20 protein-coding genes and 1 pseudogene are annotated in these 21,793 nt (G+C 68.7%); 16 read left to right on the top strand and 5 right to left on the bottom strand.

The features are described from left to right. Positions 1–24 precede the first annotated feature (24 nt). The 16 genes from JX552_RS18105 (at position 25) to JX552_RS18030 (ending at position 18,172) form a co-directional block, all read left to right on the top strand. A complete protein-coding gene (locus JX552_RS18105) occupies positions 25–1,665 on the top strand; it encodes a PE family protein (protein WP_205873358.1) in 1,641 nt (546 codons plus the stop codon). Positions 1,666–1,780: 115 nt separating this feature from the next. After that, positions 1,781–3,310 (top strand): UDP-N-acetylmuramoyl-L-alanyl-D-glutamate--2,6-diaminopimelate ligase, encoded by a 1,530-nt coding sequence (locus JX552_RS18100; protein WP_431195867.1) that lies wholly within the window; start codon positions 1,781–1,783, stop codon positions 3,308–3,310. Beyond that, complete coding sequence (locus tag JX552_RS18095; RefSeq protein ID WP_205873356.1) at positions 3,307–4,809, top strand: UDP-N-acetylmuramoyl-tripeptide--D-alanyl-D-alanine ligase; 1,503 nt, start codon at positions 3,307–3,309, stop codon at positions 4,807–4,809. Before JX552_RS18100 ends, JX552_RS18095 begins: the two co-directional genes overlap by 4 nt. Next, positions 4,806–5,885 (top strand): phospho-N-acetylmuramoyl-pentapeptide-transferase, encoded by a 1,080-nt coding sequence (gene mraY, locus JX552_RS18090; protein ID WP_205873355.1) that lies wholly within the window; start codon positions 4,806–4,808, stop codon positions 5,883–5,885. Before JX552_RS18095 ends, mraY begins: the two co-directional genes overlap by 4 nt. A 1-nt stretch (position 5,886) precedes the next feature. Continuing rightward, positions 5,887–7,338 carry a UDP-N-acetylmuramoyl-L-alanine--D-glutamate ligase gene (gene murD, locus JX552_RS18085; RefSeq protein WP_205878526.1) on the top strand — a complete coding sequence of 484 codons (1,452 nt, stop codon included), beginning with the start codon at positions 5,887–5,889 and terminating at the stop codon, positions 7,336–7,338. A gap of 4 nt (positions 7,339–7,342) precedes the next feature. Beyond that, positions 7,343–8,911, top strand: a complete 1,569-nt coding sequence (ftsW, locus tag JX552_RS18080) for a putative lipid II flippase FtsW (RefSeq protein ID WP_431195866.1) — start codon at positions 7,343–7,345, stop codon at positions 8,909–8,911. Next, complete coding sequence (gene murG, locus JX552_RS18075; RefSeq protein ID WP_205873354.1) at positions 8,908–10,086, top strand: undecaprenyldiphospho-muramoylpentapeptide beta-N-acetylglucosaminyltransferase; 1,179 nt, start codon at positions 8,908–8,910, stop codon at positions 10,084–10,086. The genes ftsW and murG overlap by 4 nt, the downstream gene beginning before the upstream one ends. Beyond that, positions 10,083–11,540 (top strand): UDP-N-acetylmuramate--L-alanine ligase, encoded by a 1,458-nt coding sequence (murC, locus tag JX552_RS18070; protein WP_205873353.1) that lies wholly within the window; start codon positions 10,083–10,085, stop codon positions 11,538–11,540. Before murG ends, murC begins: the two co-directional genes overlap by 4 nt. Positions 11,541–11,575: 35 nt before the next feature. Continuing rightward, positions 11,576–12,505 (top strand): cell division protein FtsQ/DivIB, encoded by a 930-nt coding sequence (locus JX552_RS18065; protein ID WP_205878524.1) that lies wholly within the window; start codon positions 11,576–11,578, stop codon positions 12,503–12,505. A 258-nt stretch (positions 12,506–12,763) separates the two neighbouring features. Beyond that, complete coding sequence (gene ftsZ, locus JX552_RS18060) at positions 12,764–13,903, top strand: cell division protein FtsZ (protein WP_065135863.1); 1,140 nt, start codon at positions 12,764–12,766, stop codon at positions 13,901–13,903. Positions 13,904–14,003: 100 nt separating this feature from the next. After that, on the top strand, positions 14,004–14,720 hold the full coding sequence (pgeF, locus tag JX552_RS18055; RefSeq protein WP_205873352.1) for a peptidoglycan editing factor PgeF: 717 nt from the start codon (positions 14,004–14,006) through the stop codon (positions 14,718–14,720). After that, positions 14,717–15,493, top strand: a complete 777-nt coding sequence (locus tag JX552_RS18050; protein ID WP_205873351.1) for a YggS family pyridoxal phosphate enzyme — start codon at positions 14,717–14,719, stop codon at positions 15,491–15,493. The genes pgeF and JX552_RS18050 overlap by 4 nt, the downstream gene beginning before the upstream one ends. 64 nt (positions 15,494–15,557) lie before the next feature. Beyond that, on the top strand, positions 15,558–16,235 hold the full coding sequence (locus JX552_RS18045; RefSeq protein WP_205873350.1) for a cell division protein SepF: 678 nt from the start codon (positions 15,558–15,560) through the stop codon (positions 16,233–16,235). Positions 16,236–16,407: 172 nt separating this feature from the next. Next, positions 16,408–16,698 (top strand): YggT family protein, encoded by a 291-nt coding sequence (locus JX552_RS18040; protein ID WP_205873349.1) that lies wholly within the window; start codon positions 16,408–16,410, stop codon positions 16,696–16,698. Positions 16,699–16,956: 258 nt separating this feature from the next. Continuing rightward, positions 16,957–17,757, top strand: coding sequence for a DivIVA-like cell division protein Wag31 (gene wag31 / locus JX552_RS18035; protein ID WP_205873348.1), 801 nt, complete (start codon positions 16,957–16,959; stop codon positions 17,755–17,757). Positions 17,758–17,854: 97 nt separating this feature from the next. Next, on the top strand, positions 17,855–18,172 hold the full coding sequence (locus tag JX552_RS18030) for a hypothetical protein (RefSeq protein ID WP_205873347.1): 318 nt from the start codon (positions 17,855–17,857) through the stop codon (positions 18,170–18,172). Positions 18,173–18,184: 12 nt separating this feature from the next. Here JX552_RS18030 and JX552_RS18025 read toward each other — a convergent pair. From JX552_RS18025 to JX552_RS18005, 5 genes and pseudogenes are all read right to left on the bottom strand, one after another. Continuing rightward, a pseudogene (locus tag JX552_RS18025) lies at positions 18,185–18,871 on the bottom strand (phosphoribosyltransferase); the annotation flags it as partial. 141 nt (positions 18,872–19,012) lie between these two features. Next, a complete protein-coding gene (locus JX552_RS18020; RefSeq protein ID WP_241011170.1) occupies positions 19,013–19,366 on the bottom strand; it encodes an alpha/beta hydrolase fold domain-containing protein in 354 nt (117 codons plus the stop codon). Further along, on the bottom strand, positions 19,252–20,160 hold the full coding sequence (locus tag JX552_RS18015) for a flavin-containing monooxygenase (protein WP_241010610.1): 909 nt from the start codon (positions 20,158–20,160) through the stop codon (positions 19,252–19,254). The genes JX552_RS18020 and JX552_RS18015 overlap by 115 nt, the downstream gene beginning before the upstream one ends. A gap of 48 nt (positions 20,161–20,208) precedes the next feature. Continuing rightward, a complete protein-coding gene (locus JX552_RS18010; RefSeq protein WP_205873344.1) occupies positions 20,209–21,222 on the bottom strand; it encodes an LLM class flavin-dependent oxidoreductase in 1,014 nt (337 codons plus the stop codon). Between the two features lie 18 nt (positions 21,223–21,240). Next, positions 21,241–21,729: a cytochrome P450 gene (locus JX552_RS18005; protein ID WP_241010609.1), complete on the bottom strand. Its 489-nt coding sequence runs from the start codon at positions 21,727–21,729 to the stop codon at positions 21,241–21,243. Between the last annotated feature and the right edge of the window lie 64 nt (positions 21,730–21,793).

Genomic DNA, 21,793 nt, shown 5'->3' with positions numbered 1-21,793 from the left:
CAGTGGTCAGACAGGAGGCATCCGATGTCGTTCGTAAGTGTTGTTCCGGAAGTACTGGGGACGGCGACACAACAGGTGGCGCGTATCGGCACATCGCTGAGCAGCGCGAACGCGGCCGCCGCTGCGTCGACCACGCAAGTGCTTGCTGCCGGCGCGGACGAGATATCCGCTGCTATCACAGCGGTTTTCAGTAGTCACGGAGCGCAGTACCAGTCGTTGAGCGCGGCGGCCGCGGAGTTTCACCAGACATTCCTGCAGACACTGAATGCGGCCGGTGGAGCCTACGCGGCGGCGGACGCGGCCGCCGCCTCGCCACTGCAGGCGTTGCAAGACAGTGTTCTGAGCGTGGTGAACGCGCCTACCCAGGCGCTGTTGGGGCGGCCGCTGATCGGTGACGGCGCGAACGGGACTGCCGCCAACCCCAATGGTGGGGCCGGTGGCCTCCTGATCGGCAACGGGGGCAACGGGTTCAGCTTCAACAGCGGGGGCACTCAGAACGGCGGCAGCGGTGGTGCCGCCGGATTGATCGGCAACGGGGGTGCCGGCGGCACCGGCTTCGCGGGCGGCAACGGAGGCGCGGGCGGCAATGGGGGCTTTCTGATCGGCAGCGGCGGCGTCGGCGGTGCCGGAGGGGCAAGTATTCTCACCGACGGCGGCTCTGGCGGAAGCGGAGGCGCCGCCCCCCTGATCGGCTGGGGTGGTAGCGGCGGCGCCGGTGGCGACTCAGGCCTGGGAATCGGCGGGGCCGGCGGCGCCGGTGGTGCGGGGGGAAGACTCGTAGCGATCGGCGGCACCGGCGGTGCAGGCGGTTATGGCGTCGCCTCCGGTGGGGCCGGCGGTGCCGGTGGTGACGGCGGCGGCGCACTGTTCTCCATGAGCGGCGCCGGCGGCGTCGGCGGAACGGGCGTGCAAGTGGGCGGTGCCGGGGGTGCCGGCGGTAACGGCGGTGGTTATCTCTTCGGCCTAGGCGGCGCGGGGGGCGCCGGGGGTGCGGCCCTCGATAACGCCGGTATCGGCGGAGCGGGTGGCGCCGGCGGCACTGCCGGCGTGTTGTTCGGCTATGGCCAGGGCGGCGCCGGCGGTATGGGTGGCTTCGGCACCGCCGCCGGCGGCGCGGCCGGTGCGGGCGGCGGCGGCGCCGCGGTCGTCGGCGTCGGCGTCGGCGGTGCTGGCGGCATCGGCGGGGCCGCCGATGCCGCCGCGGGCACCGGAGGTGCGGGCGGGGGAGGTGGCATCGGCGCGGCGGTCACCGGTCTGGCTCTCGGCGGTATCGGCGGCGCCGGTGGCTTCAGCCTTAACGGGGTCGCCGGGGCCGGCGGCGCGGGCGGCCAGGGAGTCTTGGTCTCGGGCCTGGGTGTCGGAGGTCTCGGTGGCGCAGGTGGCGGCAGCATCAACGGAACCGGTGGCAACGGCGGCGCCGGCGGCAACTCCGGCGGTCTGCTCGCCGTCGGCGCCGGCGGCAACGGCGGTAACGCCGGCAACGGCGTCGGAGCTGCCAGCGGCGGCGCCGGTGGAAGCGTCGGGGGGATCTCGCAGGGCTCCTTCGTCCCGACCTTATTCGGTAACGGCGGCAACGGCGGCAACGGCATCAACGGCGGCGCCGGCGGTACCGGCGGCAGCGGCGGCTTGCTTCTCGGAACCAACGGCAGCAACGGATTGTCATAGTTCCGTAGCGCTCCCGCGGGCGCGGCTTTGCGCGGTGAGCGGGCGCCTCTCGATAGGGTGTCAGGGCCGATCAATCCGATCCCTGAACATCTGAGCTCAATCGGAGGTGCTGCCCGTGGCGGAGTCGACGCCCTTTGGGCTGCGCCCCCGCACCGTCGCCGGCGTGCCATTGGCCACGCTGGGCGCGCAGATCGCAGCAACCCCGGCCAACGTCACCGATGTCCTCATCACCGGCGTGACGCTGCGTGCTCAGGACGTCCAGCCCGGTGACCTGTTCGCGGCGCTCCCGGGCTCGACCACACACGGCGCCCGGCACGCGGCCGACGCGATCGCGCGCGGCGCGGTCGCAGTGTTGACCGACGCCGACGGTGTTGTCGCGATGGGTTCGCAGGTGGCGACTGTGCCGGTCCTGGTGCACCCGGCGCCACGCAGCGTGCTCGGCGGATTGGCGGCCACCGTCTACGGGCGCCCATCCGACCGGGTCACCGTCGTCGGCATCACCGGCACATCGGGCAAGACCACCACGACGTATCTGGTGGAAGCGGGATTGCGGGCCGGCGGCCGGGCAGTCGGTCTGGTCGGCACCATCGGCATCCGCATCGACGGCGTCGACATTCCCAGTGCGCTGACCACGCCCGAGGCGCCGGCCCTGCAGGCGCTGTTCGCCGCGATGGCCGAACAGGGCGTCGACACCGTCGTGATGGAAGTGTCCAGTCACGCGCTGGCGCTGGGTCGGGTCGATGGCACCGACTTTGCCGTCGGCGGCTTCACCAACCTCTCGCGCGACCACCTGGACTTCCACCCGACCATGGCCGACTATTTTGAGGCCAAGGCGCTGTTGTTCGACCCGGCCTCGGCTTTGCGCGCTCGCAGGGTCGTGGTGTGCATCGACGACGACGCCGGACGGGCCATGGCGGCCAGAGCCGGTGACGCGATCACCGTCAGCGTCGCCGGCCAACCTGCGCACTGGCGCGCCCTGGACGTCACGACCACCGGGCCGGCGAGCCAGGAATTCACCGCGGTCGATCCCACCGGGGCGCGACACCGCGTCGGCGTCAACCTGCCGGGCCACTATAACATCGCCAATTGTCTTGTCGCACTTGCTGTTCTGGACGCAGTCGGGGTCTCCCCGGCGCAGGCGGCCCCGGGTCTGCGGGAAACGCGGGTGCCTGGACGGCTCGAGCAGGTCGACCGCGGTCAGCATTTCCTCGCGCTCGTCGACTACGCGCACAAGCCGGGTGCGCTGCGCGCGGTGCTGTCCACGCTGGCCGAGCCGGACCGCCGCCTGGCGGTGGTGTTCGGCGCCGGCGGCGACCGCGACCCCGGCAAGCGGGCGCCCATGGGTGCGGTGGCCGCCGAACTCGCCGACCTCGTCGTCGTCACCGACGACAATCCGCGCAGCGAGGATCCCACCTCCATCCGTCGCGAAATCCTTTCCGGCGCAACCGAAGTAGGTGGTAAGGCGGAACTGATCGAGATCGCAGACAGGCGGCTGGCGATCCGACATGCGGTCGCCTGGGCCAAGCCGGGGGATGTGGTGCTGATCGCCGGGAAAGGTCACGAGACCGGCCAGCGCGGCGCTGACGAGGTGCGTCCGTTCGACGACCGGGTGGAACTAGCGCGCGCTTTGGAGGCCCGTCAATGATCGACCTGACCGTGGCCCAGATCGCCGACATCGTCGGCGGCACCCTGCACGACATCACCCGGGACCAGGCGGCGGCCACCCGGGTCACCGGGACAGTGGAATTCGACTCGCGCGCTGTCGGCCCGGGCGGGCTGTTCCTCGCGCTGCCGGGCGCCCGTGCCGACGGGCACGACCATGCCGCATCGGCGGTGGCCGCAGGCGCCGTTGCCGTGCTGGCAGCCCGGCCGGTGGGCGTGCCCGCCATCGTTGTCGAACCGCAAGCCGCGCAGGACGACCGGGCCTCGGTGCTCGAGCACGACGCCGACGGCTCGGGTGCTGCGGTGCTGGCCGCGCTGGCCAAGCTGGCCAGGGCGGTGGCCGCCGAGCTGGCCTCCAACGGGCTGAGAATCATCGGGATCACCGGCTCGTCGGGCAAGACCTCGACCAAGGACCTGGTGGCCGCGGTGCTGCGCCCGTTGGGCGAGGTGGTGGCACCGCCGGGGTCGTTCAACAACGAGCTGGGTCATCCCTGGACGGTGCTGCGAGCTACCCGCGAAACCGATTTTCTGATTCTCGAAATGTCGGCCCGCCATCCCGGCAATATCGCCGCCCTGGCCGATATCGCAACACCGTCGATCGGCGTGGTGCTCAACGTCGGTACCGCTCACCTGGGCGAATTCGGCTCCCGGGAGATCATTGCCCGAACCAAATCTGAACTGCCGCAAGCGGTTACGTCATCCGGCGTGGTCGTTCTGAACGCCGACGACCCGCTGGTGGCCGCCATGGCCGAGCTGACGGCGGCGCGGGTGGTCCGGGTGAGTCGCAATGCCGGTGACGTGTGGGCCGGGCCGGTGTCACTCGACGAGTTGGCCCGGCCGCAGTTCACCCTGCACGCGGGAGACGTGGAGGCCGAGGTTGCGCTCGGCGTATACGGCGACCATCAGGTGAGCAACGCACTGTGTGCGGCAGCGGTCGCACTGGAATGCGGTGCCAGCGTCGATCAGATCGCGGCGGCGCTCGGCGCGGCGGGTCCGGTGTCGCGCCACCGCATGCAGGTGAGCACCCGCGCCGACGGCGTGACCGTCATCGACGACGCCTACAACGCCAACCCCGACTCGATGCGGGCCGGCCTGCAGGCGCTCGCCTGGATCGCGCACCGCGACGACCAACCGCGACGCAGTTGGGCGGTGCTCGGGGAGATGGCCGAGCTCGGCGAGGATGCGATAACCGAGCACGATCGCATCGGCCGGCTCGCGGTGCGATTAGATGTGTCTCGACTCGTTGTCGTGGGAACCGGGAGGTCGATGAGCGCCATGCACCAGGGTGCGGTGATGGAAGGCTCGTGGGGCTCCGACGGCGACCGAGGGGCTGTCATCGTTGACGATGCGGCCGCTGCCCTCTCTCTATTGCGCGCTGAGCTTCGACCCGGAGACGTGGTTCTGGTCAAAGCGTCCAACTCGGCCGGCTTGGGGGCGCTGGCTGACTCGCTGGTCGCGGATGGCGGGAGCACACGCCCGTGAGACAGATCCTGATCGCCGTCGCCATCGCGGTGACCGTCTCCATCCTGCTGACTCCGGCGCTGATCCGGCTGTTCACCCGGCAGGGTTTCGGTCACCAGATCCGCGAGGACGGCCCGCCGAGTCACCACACCAAGCGGGGTACGCCGTCGATGGGTGGGGTGGCGATTCTGGCCGGCATCTGGGCCGGCTATCTGGGCACCCATCTGTTCGGGCTGGCGTTCGACGGCGAAGGCATCTCGGCGTCGGGTCTGTGTGTGCTGGGCCTGGCCACCGCCCTGGGCGGGGTCGGTTTCATCGACGACCTGATCAAGATCCGCCGCTCGCGCAACCTGGGCCTGAACAAGACGGCCAAGACGGTCGGGCAGATCACCGCCGCCGTCCTGTTCGCGGTGCTGGTGCTGCAGTTCCGCAACAACGCCGGCCTGACGCCGGGCACCGCGGACCTGTCCTACGTGCGGGAGATCGCCACCGTCACCTTCGCGCCGGGACTGTTCGTGCTGTTCTGCGTGGTGGTGGTCAGTGCCTGGTCCAATGCGGTGAATTTCACCGACGGACTGGACGGCCTGGCGGCCGGCTGCATGGCGATGGTCACCGGCGCCTACGTCCTGATCACCTTCTGGCAGTACCGCAATGCCTGCGTCACCGCGCCGGGCCTGGGCTGCTACAACGTGCGCGACCCGCTGGACCTGGCGCTGATCGCGGCCGCCACCGCCGGCGCCTGCATCGGGTTTCTGTGGTGGAATGCCGCGCCGGCCAAGATCTTCATGGGCGACACCGGGTCGTTGGCTCTGGGCGGCATCATCGCCGGCCTGTCGGTGACCAGTCGCACCGAGATTCTCGCGGTGGTGTTGGGGGCTTTGTTCGTCGCCGAGGTCACCTCGGTGGTGTTGCAGATCCTGGCCTTCCGCACCACCGGTCGCCGGGTCTTCCGGATGGCCCCCTTCCATCACCACTTCGAACTCGGCGGCTGGGCGGAAACCACGGTGATCATCCGATTCTGGCTGCTCACCGCGATCAGCTGCGGCCTGGGCGTCGCCCTGTTCTACGGCGAGTGGCTGTCCACGATCGGTGCCTGACGTGCTGGACCCGTTGGCGCCTGGTGCGCCCGTTCTGATCGCCGGGGCCCGGGTGACCGGCCGTGCCGTGCTGTCCGCGTTGACCCGTTTCGGCGCCGCGCCGACGCTGTGCGACGACGACCCCGCGATGCTGGCCCCGCTTGCCGAGAATGGTGTCGCGACCGCCGACCCGGCGACCGCCATCGCGCAGATCCACCGGTTCGCGCTGGTGGTCACCAGTCCCGGGTTCCAGCCGGACACCCCGGTGCTGGCAGCCGCCGCAGCGGCCGGTGTGCCCATCTGGGGTGACGTGGAGCTGGCCTGGCGGCTGGATGCGGCCGGCCACTTCGGGCCACCGCGGCGGTGGCTGGTGGTGACCGGCACCAACGGCAAAACCACGACCACTTCGATGCTGCACGACATGCTGACCGCCGCCGGACTGCGCAGCCGGCTGTGCGGCAACATCGGCGACCCGGTGCTCGACGTGCTGGACCAGCCGTTGGACGTGCTCGCCGTCGAACTGTCCAGCTTCCAGCTGTACTGGGCGCCCTCGCTGCGGCCCGAGGCCGGCGTCGTACTCAACATCGCCGAAGACCACCTGGACTGGCACCACACCATGGCCGCCTACACCGCCGCCAAGGCCCGGGTGCTCACCGGCCGGGTCGCGGTCGTCGGCTTGGACGACGACCGGGCGGCGGCGCTGCGCGACACCGCGTCGGCGGCGGTCCGGGTGGGCTTCCGGCTCGGTACACCCGCGCCCGGAGAACTCGGCGTGCGCGACGGGCAGCTGGTCGACCGCGCGTTCGCCGAGGGCCTGCCGCTGCTGCCGGTGACGTCGATTCCGGTGCCCGGTCCGGTCGGCGTGCTTAACACCCTGGCAGCCGCGGCGCTGGCGCGCGCGGTGGATGTGCCCCCCGAAGCGATCGCCGCGGCCATCGACTCGTTTCAGCTGGGCCGCCACCGCTGTGAAGTGGTGACTGTCGTCGACGGCATCACCTATGTCGACGATTCCAAGGCCACCAACCCGCACGCCGCGCAGGCGTCGGTGCTGGCCTATCCCCGGGTGGTGTGGCTGGCCGGCGGTCTGCTCAAGGGCGCATCCCTGGATGCCGAGGTCGCGCGCATCGCGTCGCACCTGGTCGGAGCGGTCCTCTTCGGGCGAGACCGCGCCGAGGTTGCCGACGCGTTATCACGACACGCCCCCGATGTCCCCGTCGTACAGGTCGTTACAGGTGAGGATGTTGGGATGCATGCGACTGGTGTGGTTTCTGTTGCTGATGTGACACAAGTCAATAAAGGCGGCGAGGATGTCGGATCTCGTGTGATGGCCGCGGTCGTGGCCGCGGCCCGCGAGCTGGCCACGCCCGGGGACGCGGTGTTGCTCGCCCCGGCTGGCGCATCGTTTGACCAGTTCACCGGCTATGCCGCACGGGGCGACGCATTCGCGGCCGCCGTCCGCGCCGCGGTCCGGTAGGGGTGTGGGTATCGCAGTGACCCGGCTGTTCCGCCGGGACAAGGGGGAGAAGGCCGGCGCTGCCGAGGTGACGGGACAGGCCGACCAGGCCGATGCGGCCGTTGCCGAGGATGCCGGCGCGCCCAAGGCCGAGCCGGGCGGGCCGCGCACCGCGTTCGGCGCCTGGCTGGGCCGGCCCATGACCTCGTTTCACCTGATCATCGCTGTTACCGCGCTGCTGACGTCGCTCGGCCTGATCATGGTGCTGTCGGCCTCCGGTGTGCACTCATACGACAACGACGGGTCGGCCTGGGTCATCTTCGGCAAGCAGGTGCTCTGGACCATCGTCGGGCTGGTCGCCTGCTACGCCGGGTTGCGGATGTCGGTGCGGTTCATCCGGCGCATTGCCTTCACCAGCTACGCGATCACCATCATCCTGCTGGTTCTGGTGCTCATTCCGGGTATCGGCAACCTGGCCAACGGGTCTCGCAAGTGGTTCGTCATCGCGGGCTTCTCCATGCAGCCCTCCGAGCTGGCGAAGATCGCCTTCGCGATCTGGGGCGCCCACCTGCTGGCGGCCCGGCGCCTGGAGCGGGCCTCGCTGCGCGAAATGCTGATTCCGCTGGTGCCGGCCGCGCTGATCGCGCTGGGGCTGATCGTGGCGCAGCCTGACCTCGGGCAGACCGTCTCCCTGGGCATCATCCTGCTGGGGCTGCTCTGGTATGCCGGGCTCCCGCTGCGGGTCTTCGTCAGTTCGCTCGGCGCGGTCTTCGCCGCCGGGGCCGTGTTGGCCATGTCGGCGGGCTATCGCTCTGACCGGGTGCGGTCCTGGCTCGACCCCGAAGACGACCCGATGGACACCGGTTATCAGGCGCGACAGGCCAAGTACGCGCTGGCGCACGGCGGCATCTTCGGCGACGGCCTGGGCCAGGGTGTGGCCAAGTGGAACTATCTGCCCAATGCCCACAACGACTTCATCTTCGCGATCATCGGCGAGGAGCTCGGGCTCATCGGGGCGGTGGGTCTGCTGGGACTGTTCGGATTGTTCGCCTACACCGGCATGCGCATCGCCCGCCGGTCCGCCGATCCGTTCCTGCGCCTGCTCACCGCCACCACAACGTTGTGGGTGCTCGGGCAGGCATTCATCAACATCGGCTATGTGATCGGCCTGCTGCCTGTGACCGGCCTGCAGTTGCCGCTGATCTCCGCCGGTGGAACATCAACGGCGGCAACACTTTTCATGATCGGGATCATGGCGAATGCGGCCCGGCACGAACCGGAGGCGGTGGCCGCACTGCGCGCCGGCCGCGACGACAAGGTCAACCGGCTGCTGCGGCTGCCGCCGCCGGAGCCATATGTGCCCAGCCGGATCGAGTCGTTCCGCGAGCGCAAGCGTCCGCAACCGGCCCGCAAGCCGCCGCGGGAGCCGGTCCGGCGGGTCGCCGGGCCGCCGCAGAAGGCGCAGCCGCGTACCAGTCGGCGGTCTGCGGGAAGCGGCCGCGGGCGGGAAAGGCATCATAGATCTGGCCAGCAATACGCTGGCCGGCGCCAGCCAGGGCGCGTAGGGGCATTGGAAGGTCAGCGTTACGGGTGAACGACAAGGTCACAGAGCCGGCCGGCGGGCCAGGGGACAGCCCCCTGCCCGCCGGTGGTGCGTTCTCTGTCGTGCTGGCCGGTGGCGGGACCGCCGGTCACGTGGAGCCGGCCATGGCCGTGGCCGACGCGCTGACCGCCCTTTGCCCCGGGATCAGGATCACCGCGCTGGGCACCGCCCGCGGGCTGGAGACTCGGCTGGTACCCGCACGCGGCTACCAGCTGGAGCTGATCACGCCGGTGCCGCTGCCACGAAAGCCCAGCGGCGACCTGGCCCGCCTGCCACCCCGCGTTTGGCGCGCCGTCCGGGAAACTCGGGCGGTGCTCGACAAGGTGGCCGCCGACGTCGTCATCGGTTTCGGCGGTTACGTGGCGTTGCCGGCCTACCTGGCTTCGCGCGCTAGGCCGGGGCGCCGCCGCATCCCGGTGGTGATTCACGAGGCCAATGCCCGGGCCGGGCTGGCGAACCGGGTGGGCGCCCGGACCGCCGACCGGATCCTGTCCGCCGTGCCCGATTCGGGGCTGCGGCGCGCCGAAGTGGTGGGAGTGCCGGTACGGGCGGCGATCACAACGTTGAACCGCGCCGCCCTGCGCGCGCAGGCGCGGGCCCACTTCGGCTTCGCCGACGACGCCCGCGTGCTGCTGGTGTTCGGCGGCTCCCAGGGCGCCGTCTCGCTGAACCGGGCCGTCTCCGCCGCGGCCGCCGACCTGGCCGCCGCCGGCGTGTCCGTGTTGCACGCGCACGGCCCCAAGAACACTCTCGACCTGCGCACACCCGATCCTGGCGATCCGCCGTATCTGGCAGTGCCCTACCTGGACCGGATGGACCTGGCCTACTCCGCCGCCGACATGGTGATCTGCCGATCGGGCGCGATGACGGTGGCCGAGGTCTCGGCCGTCGGCCTGCCCGCCATCTACGTGCCGCTGCCGATCGGCAACGGAGAGCAGCGGCTCAACGCGCTGCCGGTGGTCAACGCCGGGGGCGGCATGATCGTCGCCGATGCCGCGCTGACGCCGGAGCTGGTGGCGCGCGACGTATCCGGGCTGCTCAACGACGCGCCCCGGCTGGCGGCGATGACTGCGGCGGCGGCCCTGGTGGGGCACCGCGACGCCGCGCAGCAGGTGGCGCGGGCGGCGCTGGATGTCGTCCGCCAGATGCGCGGAGCCCGCCGGTGACCGCCGAACAGCTGCCGCCGGAGCTGCAGCGCGTGCACATGGTGGGCATCGGTGGCGCCGGCATGTCCGGCATCGCCCGCATCCTGCTGGACCGCGGCGGGATGGTGTCGGGCTCGGACGCCAAAGAGTCGCGCGGTGTGCATGCGCTGCGGGCGCGCGGCGCGCTGATCCGGATCGGTCACGACGCGTCGTCGCTGGATCTGCTGCCCGGCGGCGTCACCGCCGTGATCACCACTCACGCCGCGATCCCCAAGACGAATCCCGAGCTGGTCGAGGCCCGGCGCCGCGGGATCCCGGTGGTATTGCGGCCGGTGGTGTTGGCCAAGTTGATGGCCGGGCGCACCACCTTGATGGTGACCGGCACGCACGGCAAGACGACGACCACGTCGATGCTGATCGTCGCGCTGCAGCACTGCGGGCGCGACCCGTCGTTCGCCGTCGGCGGCGAGCTCGGCGAGGCCGGCACCAACGCCCATCACGGCAGCGGCGACTACTTCGTCGCCGAAGCCGACGAAAGCGACGGCACGCTGCTGGAGTACACCCCGAACGTCGCGGTGGTGACCAATATCGAGTCCGACCACCTGGACTTTTACGGCAGCACCGACGCATATGTCGGGGTGTTCGACTCCTTCGTCGAGCGCCTCGCCCCCGGCGGTGCGCTGGTGGCCTGCGCCGACGACCCGGGAGCTGCGGCACTGGCGCAGCGCACGGACGAGCTGGGCATCCGGGTGCTTCGCTACGGATCGCAATCGGGGGGACCGCTGGCCGCTCGCCTGCTGTCCTGGGAGCAGCACGGCACCGAAGCCGTTGCCCTCATCCAGCTTGCCGACGAGCCGCAGCAGCGGGTGATGCGGCTGTCGGTGCCGGGACGCCACATGGCACTCAATGCACTGGCGGCGCTGCTGGCGGCGACCGAGACCGGCGCGCCCGTCGACGAAGTGCTCGACGGGCTGGCCACGTTCGAAGGCGTACGGAGGCGCTTCGAACTGGTCGGCACCGCCAATTCGGTGCGGGTGTTCGACGACTATGCCCATCACCCCACCGAGATCAGCGCCACCCTGGCGGCGGTCCGTTCCGTCGTCCAGCAGAGCGGCAGCGGTCGCTCACTTGTCGTGTTTCAGCCCCATTTGTATTCGCGGACAAAGGCTTTCGCTCAAGCATTCGGGCACGCACTGGACGGCGCCGACCGCGTGTTCGTACTCGACGTCTACGGCGCGCGCGAACAACCTCTGACCGGCATCAGCGGAGCCAGCGTCGCCGAACATGTCAGCGTTCCGGTGCGCTACCTGCCGGACTTCTCGGCGGTGGCCGAAGAGGTGGCCGACGCCGCGGCACCGGGCGACGTCGTTGTCACCATGGGCGCGGGCGACGTGACGCTGCTCGGCCCCGAGATCCTCGCCGCGCTGCGGATGCGGGCCAACCGCAGCGCACCGGGTCGGGGAGTGTCGCAGTGAGCGAACCCGGCGAACCAGGGGCTCGACCCACCGATCTGGCGAGCGAGGCTCCCGGCTCCGCCGACACCGGCGAAGAGACGACCGAGCCGCTTGCCACCGGTACCTCGCAAGCCCCGGAACCCCAACCGGAGTCCCAAGAGGAAGAGGACTTCGAAGGGCCGCGCCGGCGTGCCCGCCGGGAACGCGCGGAGCGCCGGGCCGCCCAGGCGCGCGCCACCGCCATCGAGGAGGCCCGTCGCGAGGCAAAACGGCGCGCGAAGGGGACGGTCCTTCCCGAGCCCAAACCCGTCGGGCGCGGCGTCGTTCGCGGCCTGAAGATGCTGTTGGCCACGGTGCTGCTGGTGGTCGTCGGGATCGGCCTCGGGCTGATCCTCTACTTCACGCCCGCGATGTCGGCGCGCAACGTCGTGGTCACCGGCACCGGCGTGGTGACGCGGGAGGAGGTGCTCGACGCCGCCCAGGTGCGGATCGGGACACCGCTGCTGCAGATCGACACCAATCTGGTCGCCGACCGGGTCGCCGCGATCCGGCGGGTGGCCAGCGCGCGGGTCCAGCGACAGTACCCGTCGGCGCTGCGCATCACCATCGTCGAGCGGATCCCGGTGGTGGTGAAGGATTTTCCGGACGGACCGCACCTTTTCGATCGCGACGGCGTTGACTTCGCGACCGATCAGCCGCCGCCGTCGGTGCCCTACATCGACGCCGACAATCCGGGGCCCACCGATCCGGCCACCCTGGCCGCGCTGAAGGTGTTGAGCACGCTGCGACCTGAGGTCGCCGGCGAGGTGGGGCGGATCGCGGCGCCGTCGGTGTCCTCGATCACCCTCACCCTGACCGACGGCAGGGTGGTGATCTGGGGGACCACCGACCGCGCCGCCGAGAAGGCCGAAAAATTGGCGGCGTTGTTGACCCAGCCGGGACGCACCTACGACGTGTCCAGCCCGGACCTGCCAACAGTGAAGTAGCGCGAGCGGACGCCAGAGCCCCCAATATGTGCGGGAAGAAGGAGTTTTCGCGTCTGCTCGCGCCGCGGACGCAACCAAAAAACCCGTCGGCGCGTCGGCGCGCCTGCACGGCTAGTGCCCGTCGTACCCATACGGTTCTGGTTACGCGGAACTACTTGACATAACTCTAACTCTATGGTTGAGGTTGAGGGTTTTGCAAGGAGACACACCGCACGCAGACCCAGGGGAACTTGAGTCCATCAGGGAGGAAGACGAATGATGACCCCCCCACACAATTACCTGGCCGTTATCAAGGTCGTGGGCATCGGTGGTGGCGGCGTCAACGCCGTCAACCGGATGATCGAGCAAGGCCTCAAGGGCGTGGAGTTCATCGCCATCAATACCGACGCGCAGGCGTTGCTGATGAGCGATGCCGACGTCAAGCTCGACGTCGGCCGTGACTCGACTCGCGGACTGGGCGCCGGCGCCGACCCGGAAGTCGGCAAGAAGGCGGCCGAGGACGCCAAGGAGGAGATCGAGGAGCTGCTGCGCGGCGCAGACATGGTGTTCGTCACCGCCGGTGAGGGCGGCGGCACCGGTACCGGTGGGGCGCCCGTCGTCGCCAGCATCGCACGCAAACTCGGCGCGCTGACTGTCGGCGTCGTAACCCGGCCGTTCTCGTTCGAGGGCAAGCGGCGCAGCAATCAGGCCGAGAACGGCATCTCAGCGCTGCGGGAGAGCTGCGACACCCTCATCGTGATCCCCAACGACCGCCTGCTGCAGATGGGCGACGCGGCGGTCTCGCTGATGGACGCCTTCCGCAGCGCCGACGAGGTATTGCTCAACGGTGTCCAGGGCATCACGGACCTGATCACCACCCCGGGCCTGATCAATGTCGACTTCGCCGACGTCAAGGGCATCATGTCCGGTGCCGGCACCGCCCTGATGGGTATCGGTTCGGCCCGCGGCGAGGGCCGCTCCCTCAAAGCCGCCGAGATCGCCATCAACTCGCCGCTGTTGGAAGCCTCGATGGAGGGCGCGCAGGGCGTGCTGATGTCGATCGCCGGTGGTAGCGACCTGGGGCTGTTCGAGATCAACGAGGCTGCCTCGCTGGTGCAGGACGCCGCCCATCAGGACGCCAACATCATCTTCGGCACCGTGATCGACGACTCGCTCGGCGACGAGGTGCGCGTCACTGTGATCGCGGCGGGCTTCGACGCCGGTCCCGGCCGGAAAGCCGTCAGCGGCAACGAAACCGGTGGTGCTCATCGCATCGAGACGGCCAAGGCCGGCAAGCTCACCTCGACGCTGTTCGAACCGGTCGACGCCGTCAGCGTCCCGCTGCACACCAACGGTGCGACCCTGAGCATCGGTGGCGACGACGACGACGTCGATGTGCCGCCCTTCATGCGCCGCTGAGGTCTCGATTTGCTTGCCACTGCGCGACAAACCGGCCTCGAAACATCGTGGCCCGACGTCGATGCACCCTGACAAGCAACGGAATCCAGATACTGGGGACGTGAGCGTTCGGATCCGCCGGGTAACCACCACTCGGGCGGGCGGCGTGTCGAAACCGCCGTTCGACACCTTCAACCTCGGCGACCACGTCGGTGACGACCCGGCTGCCGTGCGGGCCAACCGGTCCCGGCTGGCCAAAGCCGTCGGTCTGCCTGGCAACCGGGTCGTGTGGATGAATCAGGTGCACGGCACCCACGTCGAGGTGGTGGATGCACCGCAGCGCGAGGCCCTGCATGACACCGACGGAATGGTCACGGCGACAACGCGATTGGCCCTGGTCGTGGTGACGGCCGACTGCGTGCCGGTGTTGCTCGCGGATGCGCGGAGCGGTGTCGTCGGCGCGGTGCACGCCGGTCGCGTCGGCGCCCAGCACGGCGTGGTGGCGCGGACCGTCGAGGCGATGCAGGAGCTGGGTGCCCAGGTCGGTGACATTTCGGCGCTGCTGGGTCCTGCGATCAGCGGCCGCAACTACGAGGTGCCCGAGGCGATGGCCGCCGAGGTGGAATCCGCGTTGCCCGGCAGTCGCACCAAGACCCCTGCCGGCACCCCGGGTCTGGATCTACGGGTCGGAATCGCCGGCCAGCTTCGTCGGCTCGGCGTCACCTCCATCGAGGTCGACCCGCGCTGCACCGCCGCCGACCCGGCGCTGTTCAGTCACCGGCGCAACGCACCGACCGGCCGGCTGGCATCCCTGATCTGGATGGAAACACCGGGATGACCGCCGAGGACGCAGCACAGAGTGAGCGCCAATCCGACTTGACCCGCGCGTTGGCCTCGGTGCGTTCCCGGCTTGCGGCGGCCGCGGAGGCGGCCGGTCGCAAAGTCGGAGAAATCGAGCTGCTGCCGATCACCAAGTTCTTCCCGGCGACCGATGTGGCGATCCTGGCCCGATTGGGCTGCCGGGCGGTCGGCGAGTCGCGGGAGCAGGAGGCCTCGGCGAAGGTGGCCGAGGTGGCGCGGTTGCTGGGCGCGTCCCCGGACGGCCGATCTCGGGACCTGCAGTGGCACATGGTGGGCCAGATCCAGCGCAAGAAGGCCAAGTCGCTGGCCCGCTGGGCGCACACCGCCCACTCGGTGGACAGCGAGCAGTTGGTGACCGCCCTGGAGCGGGCGGCGTCCGGCGCGCTCGCAGAGCGCCGCCGCAGCGCGCCGCTGCGGGTATACGTGCAAGTCAGCCTTGATGGCGACGTGTCGCGCGGCGGGGTCGACATCGCCCAGCCCGCCGTGGTGGATCGGGTCTGCGAACTGGTGGACGGTGCCGCCAGCCTGGAACTGGTCGGGTTGATGGGCGTCCCGCCGCTGGACTGGGAGCCCGAACATGCCTTTGACCGGCTGCAATCCGAGCACTGCCGGGTACTCCGGGCCTTCCCTCATGCCGTGGGATTGTCGGCCGGCATGTCGGGCGACCTCGAGATCGCCGTCAAACATGGATCGACGTGTGTGCGTGTCGGTACCGCGCTATTGGGTCAACGGCGGTTACGGTCACCGTGAATAGTCACTCGAGTCACACCTTCATCACAAACAACATATATCCCAGGCTAGAAGGGGTCGCACGATGAGCACTCTGCACAAGGTCAAGGCCTACTTCGGTATGGCTCCGATGGAGGATTACGACGACGAGTATTACGACGACCGCACGCCGTCCCGGGGTTATTCACGGCCCCGATTCGACGACGAATACGGGCGTTACGAGGGGCGGGATCGGGAATACGACGAGCCTCGCCGGGACCCGCGCGGCGACCTGCGCGGCGAGCTGCGCGGTGAGCCCGCCGACTACCCGCCGCCGAGCAGCTACCGCGGCGGCTACCCCGAGGAGCCGCGCTTCCAGCCGCGCGAGTTCGACCGGCCCGACATGGCGCGGCCCCGCCTGGGATCGTGGCTGCGGAGCTCCACGCGTGGTGCGCTGGCGATGGACCCGCGGCGGATGGCGATGATGTTCGAGGACGGCCACCCGCTGTCGAAGATCACCACGCTGCGGCCCAAGGACTACAGCGAGGCGCGCACCATCGGAGAGCGGTTCCGCGACGGAACGCCGGTCATCATGGATCTGGTCTCGATGGACAACGCCGACGCCAAGCGACTGGTCGACTTCGCCGCCGGCCTGGCTTTCGCGCTGCGCGGGTCGTTCGACAAGGTGGCGACCAAGGTGTTCCTGCTGTCGCCGGCCGACGTCGACGTATCGCCGGAGGAGCGCCGCCGGATCGCCGAAACCGGTTTCTACGCTTACCAATAGGCGGAACTCTGCGGCGCGGCCCGGTAGGTCACCAGGTGGCCGACCGGGCCGTGTGCGTACCGGCTGTCCCCGTGCGATATGTGCGGCGCGGCCGGGTCGGTAGTCTTGCTGGTGCCGCTGCCGTAGCGGCGACGGACTTCCTCTCATTCTCATCGTTAAGGTCGGGCTCTCGTTGGTGCTGTTCTTTCAGATCCTTGGGTTTGCGTTGTTCACCTTCTGGCTGCTGCTCATCGCGCGGGTGGTCATCGAGTGGATCCGCTCGTTCAGTCGGGACTGGCGGCCCACCGGCGTCACGGTGGTGATCCTGGAGCTCATCATGTCGATTACCGATCCACCGGTGAAGTTGCTGCGTCGGCTGATCCCACAGATCACCATCGGCGCCGTTCGTTTGGACCTGTCGATCCTGGTGTTGTTGCTCGTGGCATTCATCGGGATGCAGTTGGCGTTCAGTGCTGCGGCGTAGCGGCTGCTGGCCACGGACCGAATATAGCTAGGAGACGGTTCGGCCACGATTCGGCGACAAGTAGGATGCGCGTGATTTTTCTCATCTAAGAAATGTGATTTATTTGCCTTAGAGATTGAAATTGCTCCTTATTTATTAGTCCAATCGGCGACCGCCGAGTCTGGTGTGACAGGATGGGCGGCAGTTGCCAGACGGCTACCGCACCGTTTTAGACTCTCCAGATCGCTTGACCGTCCAGGAACTTTGAGGGGACAAAGAATGCCGCTTACACCTGCCGACGTCCACAATGTGGCGTTCAGTAAGCCGCCCATCGGCAAACGCGGGTACAACGAAGATGAGGTTGACGCCTTCCTCGACCTGGTGGAAAACGAGCTGACCCGGCTGATCGAGGAGAACTCCGATCTGCGTCAGCGCATCGCCGAGCTAGACCAGGAGTTGGCCGCGGGGGGAGGCGGGGGTGCCGCCGCGCCCACCATCGCGCAGCCGATCCCGGCGTTCGAGCCCGAGCCGGAGCCGGTCAAGCCGGTGCCCGTCGCGGCCCCCGCTGCGGCGCCGTCGTCCAGCAACGAGGAACAGGCCATGAAGGCCGCGCGGGTGCTCAGCCTGGCTCAGGACACCGCTGACCGGTTGACCGGCACCGCCAAGGCTGAGGCGGACAAAATGCTGTCCGACGCGCGGACGAATGCGGACCAGATCCTCAGCGAGGCTCGCCACACCGCCGAGACCACCGTCGCGGAGGCTCGCCAGCGGGCCGATGCGATGCTTGCCGATGCCACCTCGCGGTCGGAGACCCAGCTGCGCCAGGCGCAGGAGAAGGCCGACGCCCTGCAGGCCGACGCCGAGCGCAAGCACTCCGAGATCATGGGGACCATCAACCAGCAGCGGACTGTGCTGGAAGGCCGCCTCGAGCAGCTGCGGACGTTCGAGCGCGAATACCGGACCCGGCTCAAGACATACCTGGAATCCCAGCTCGAAGAGCTCGGCCAGCGTGGGTCTGCGGCTCCGGTCGATTCCAGCGCGGACGCGGGCGGATTCGACCAGTTCAATCGCGGCAACTGACGCATCGCGGGGGGGCTGGACAAGCGCGGGCTGCCCCTCCGGCGCTGCCGACCCTGGTAGGTTGGGCAGTCGCACCGCGCCGGCCGGAGGATGACCAATGTTGATCATTGCGCTCGTATTAGCCCTGATCGGGCTCGTCGCCCTGGTGTTCGCGGTGGTGACGAGCAATGAGCTGGTGGCGTGGGTGTGTATCGGCGCCAGCGTGCTGGGGGTCATCTTGCTGATCGTCGATGGGGTACGGGAGCGCCAGCAGCGCGACGCTGCCGCCGCGGACGAGCCGAACACCGAGGACGAGGACGACGGCGAACCTCTCGAGGCCGTCGACTACCCGGAAGAGGCCGACGAGGCCGACGCCTCGACTGCGGAGACTCCAGAGACCGCCGAGGAAGCGGTAGACGAAAGCTCCAAGAAGTAGCGGATTCCAGCGCTACGGGAGGTCGCGGGCCGGTGTAGCCAGCAGCGCCCGCACCTCGTCGTCGGTGACCTGGCGAAAATCCGCATAGACTTGCCCGACGGCATCGAAGTCGACCGGCATCGTGGCGCACACCACATCATCGGCTTCGGCGGTGAGTTGGCGGCAGGCAGAGCGGGGTGCCACCGGCACCGCGACCACCACCGATTGCGCACCGGCGGCGCGCGCCGTCCGGACCGCGGCCAACATGCTCGCGCCGGTGGCGATGCCGTCGTCAACCAGTACCACGGTGCGGCCGTGCGGGTCGGCTTCCGCCCGACCGCCGCGGTAGGCGTTTACCCGCCGGCGCAGCTCCGTCGTCTCGCTCTCGATGACCGAGCGCACCTGATCCTCGTCGATGTGCAGGCTCGACACCACGTCGTGGTTCATCACCACCCGCCCGCCGCTGGCCAGCGCGCCCATGGCCAGTTCGGGCCAGTTCGGCACGCCGAGCTTGCGCACTACGAAGACGTCCAGATAAGCGCTCAGGGCCGCGGCGACCTCCCACGCGACGGGCACCCCGCCGCGGGCCAGTCCGAGCACCAGCAGCCCGGGTTTGCCTCGGTAGGACGCTAGTTCGGCCGCCAGCACCCGACCCGCTTCGCGGCGGTCGCGGTACCTGCGAGCCGGCTTCCGCCGGAGAAATCCCCTGGAAGGGGTCATGTCACACTCCCGACTGCAGGAACCCAGCGTACGACCCCGGCGCGCCTGGAATCGAGTCAGCGGTGTGGGTCGTCGGCAGTCGGGACACGTCGGCCTGAGCGCAGTCTGAACGCCGCTGGCGCAGACTCGGCAGACCGCGGCTCACATCGGCGCCGCTGCGCCCCTGCGGAGCGTTGACACGTTCAAGGCCACTGCAAACACCGTGCGAAACTCGAGATGTCGTCGATTGTTGATCGGTACACGTCGCCAAGTGCCTCGGGCAACAGCGCGTCGCCGCCGTGGCAGGTGCCGCCCGACGGAGCGGCTGACGGCGCTCACTCCTGCATGCAGTAGCTTGCGGGCGTATGCGAGACCTTCGTCGCGGAACGGGTCGAGTTCGTTCACCGCGATGACGTGTGGCGGCAGGCCCACGAGATCGTCGGGCTGGGCGCGGTAGGGCCAGCACAGGGGATTGTTGTCATTTCCGCCGCTGGGATCGTAGACGCTCGCCAGCACGTCCATGGCGCTGACGTCGAGCAGGTAGCCGTCGTTCTCATGCAGTGAGGGCAGGTCGGGGGATTTGGTGCCCCAGTACCGCGCATGCTGCCAAATGTCGTCGTGGTCCGGATCGCCTGGCGCTCTTCGTCGCTGAGCGGGGCGTTGCGCGCCGGCAGGACATAGTTCGGGGTCCGCTGGAAGACCATGACGTGGGCCGCGGTCTGAGCGACGATGGGGATGAGTGGAATGGCGGTGGCTCCGGTGCCGATCACCGCGACGCGCTTGCCCGCGAAGTCTACTCTCTTCTGTGGCCAGCGGCCGGTCACGTACGATTCGCCTGCGAACGTGTCTATCCCGGGAAACGGTGGCGTGTAGGGCAGCGACAGCACACCGGTCGCCGCCACCAGGTACTTGCAGGTGTAGGTATCGCCTTGGTCGGTTGTCACGGTCCAGCGTTGGTCGGTTTCGTCGTACACCGCCGACTCCACCCGCGTCTGGAACTGAATGTCGCGGCGCATGACGAAACGATCGGCCACGTATTGCAGGTACGCCAACGCCTCGGCCTGGGTAGGGTATCGCTCCTGCCAATCCCACTCGTCCTGAAGCTCTTTGGAGAAGGAGAAGGCGTATACCCAACTTTGACTGTCGGTTCGGGCGCCGGGGTATCTGTTCCAGTACCAGGTGCCACCGACATCGGGTGCGGCTTCGATGACCCGGGCCGACAAGCCTAGTTGTCGAAGCTCCCACAGCATCCGGAGGCCGCTGAATCCGGCTCCGATCACGACGGCTTCAAAGTGCTTGGTAGTGCTCATGATTTGTCTTCGATCCTTTGGTGCGGTTCGAGTTGTGCGGTTCGGGCATCAGCGAAAATTGGGCGCGACCTCGGTCACGAAGAGCTCGACGTGTTCGTCGCTCCATTCCGGCGGCAGCCCCGGTGGCAAGGTCCAGCTGTAGAACCGGGTTAACTCGTTGTCGTCGATGAAGTCGGTGAGGATCTCGTTGGCCTGCTCGGGTGTCACGATCAGGCAGCCCTGCTGCTCGAGCGCGGCGCGGTCGTGCGCCGGTTGGACGAAATCCAAACCGGCTTCTTTCGTCCAGGTCGCGTAACGGTTGATCTGGTAGGACAAGTGCGCTTGGGCTTGCTTCCACCGCGCCTCGGGATCTCGTGAAACCAATAGCCACATCATCGCCGAGGCTACTTGCGCAACGTCGGGATCTTTACCGGCTTTCCGCAGTTCGTCGCGGTAGGTGGGGATCATCGGCCCGATCGGGCCCAGTCCGAGGAATCCGTCGCAGTGTTTGGCCGCTCGGCGAATAGCCGCTGGGGTGGTCCCGCCGGCCCACAGCGGCAGCGCCGCGCCCTGCACCGGAAGCGGCCGCAGCGACACCTCGCCGTAGCGGTAGTACTTGCCCTGGTGGGTCACCGTCTCGCCCGCAAAGAGGCTGCGCAACAAGGGAAGCGCCTCGTTAAGCCGCCCCGCCCGCTCGGTGGGATCGATGCCGAATCCCGCGAACTCCTGCCCGCGGTAGCCGCCACCTATGCCGAGCTCCAACCGGCCGTTCGACACGATGTCGACGACAGCGGCATCCTCGGCGACCCGCAGCGGATCGTGAAAGGGCAGGATCAGGATGCCGGTACCGATACGAATCCGCTTGGTACGCGCCGCGATTGCGGCGGCCATCGGAGAAACGGACGGCAGGTAGTCGTCGTCGCAGAAATGATGTTCGGAGATCCAGACGTCGTCCCAACCGAGTGTTTCGGCTCGCACGATCTGATCGAGAATCCCGTCGTAGAGCTTCGCCGGATCCTGACGGCTCCCGGGCGGATTACGGAAGTCGTAGTAGAGACCGAAGCGAACTCGCTTGCGCGTCACGGTCCTCGCTCCTCGGTGTCAGGCGGGATCGAACGACACGGGCAGGCTGCCCGGCACGCGGAAGAACGACGACGACCACTCGATGTGCCCGGGGTGGTCCAGGCGCAGGTTGCGGGCCCTTTCGAAAAAGGTTCGGAAGCCAATCTCCGCCTCGAGGCGCGCCAGGTGCTGGCCGAGGCACCAGTGGCGACCCCCACCGAAGGACAGGTGATCGGTGTCGGTTCGCGAGATGTCGAAGCGATCGGGGTCGGGAAAATGCCCCGGGTCGCGGTTCCCGGAAGCCACCATCGCCCACACCTGCGCGCCGGCAGGAATGGTCTTGCCGCCGAATTCGCAGTCCTCCCAGAGAATTCGCCAGTTGAACAGGATCGGCCCCTCGAAGCGCAGGCACTCCTGAACGGCGAGTGGCCACTTCGAGGGATCCCACGCCGACGACGACCGCAACGCCCCCAGGGCCACGACGCACCAATGGTGTTTCCGGATGGTCTGCCACGGGTACGGACGCAAGATGAGAGAACGTATGATCTTAGTAGTCGCCTATTTCTTTGAACTCGAAATATATCGACGCTCA

This window comes from Mycobacterium gordonae (assembly GCF_017086405.1).
GTDB lineage: Bacteria > Actinomycetota > Actinomycetes > Mycobacteriales > Mycobacteriaceae > Mycobacterium > Mycobacterium gordonae_D.
Note: the sequence above shows the minus strand (reverse complement) of the source record. Positions and strands in the feature narration are given on the sequence as shown.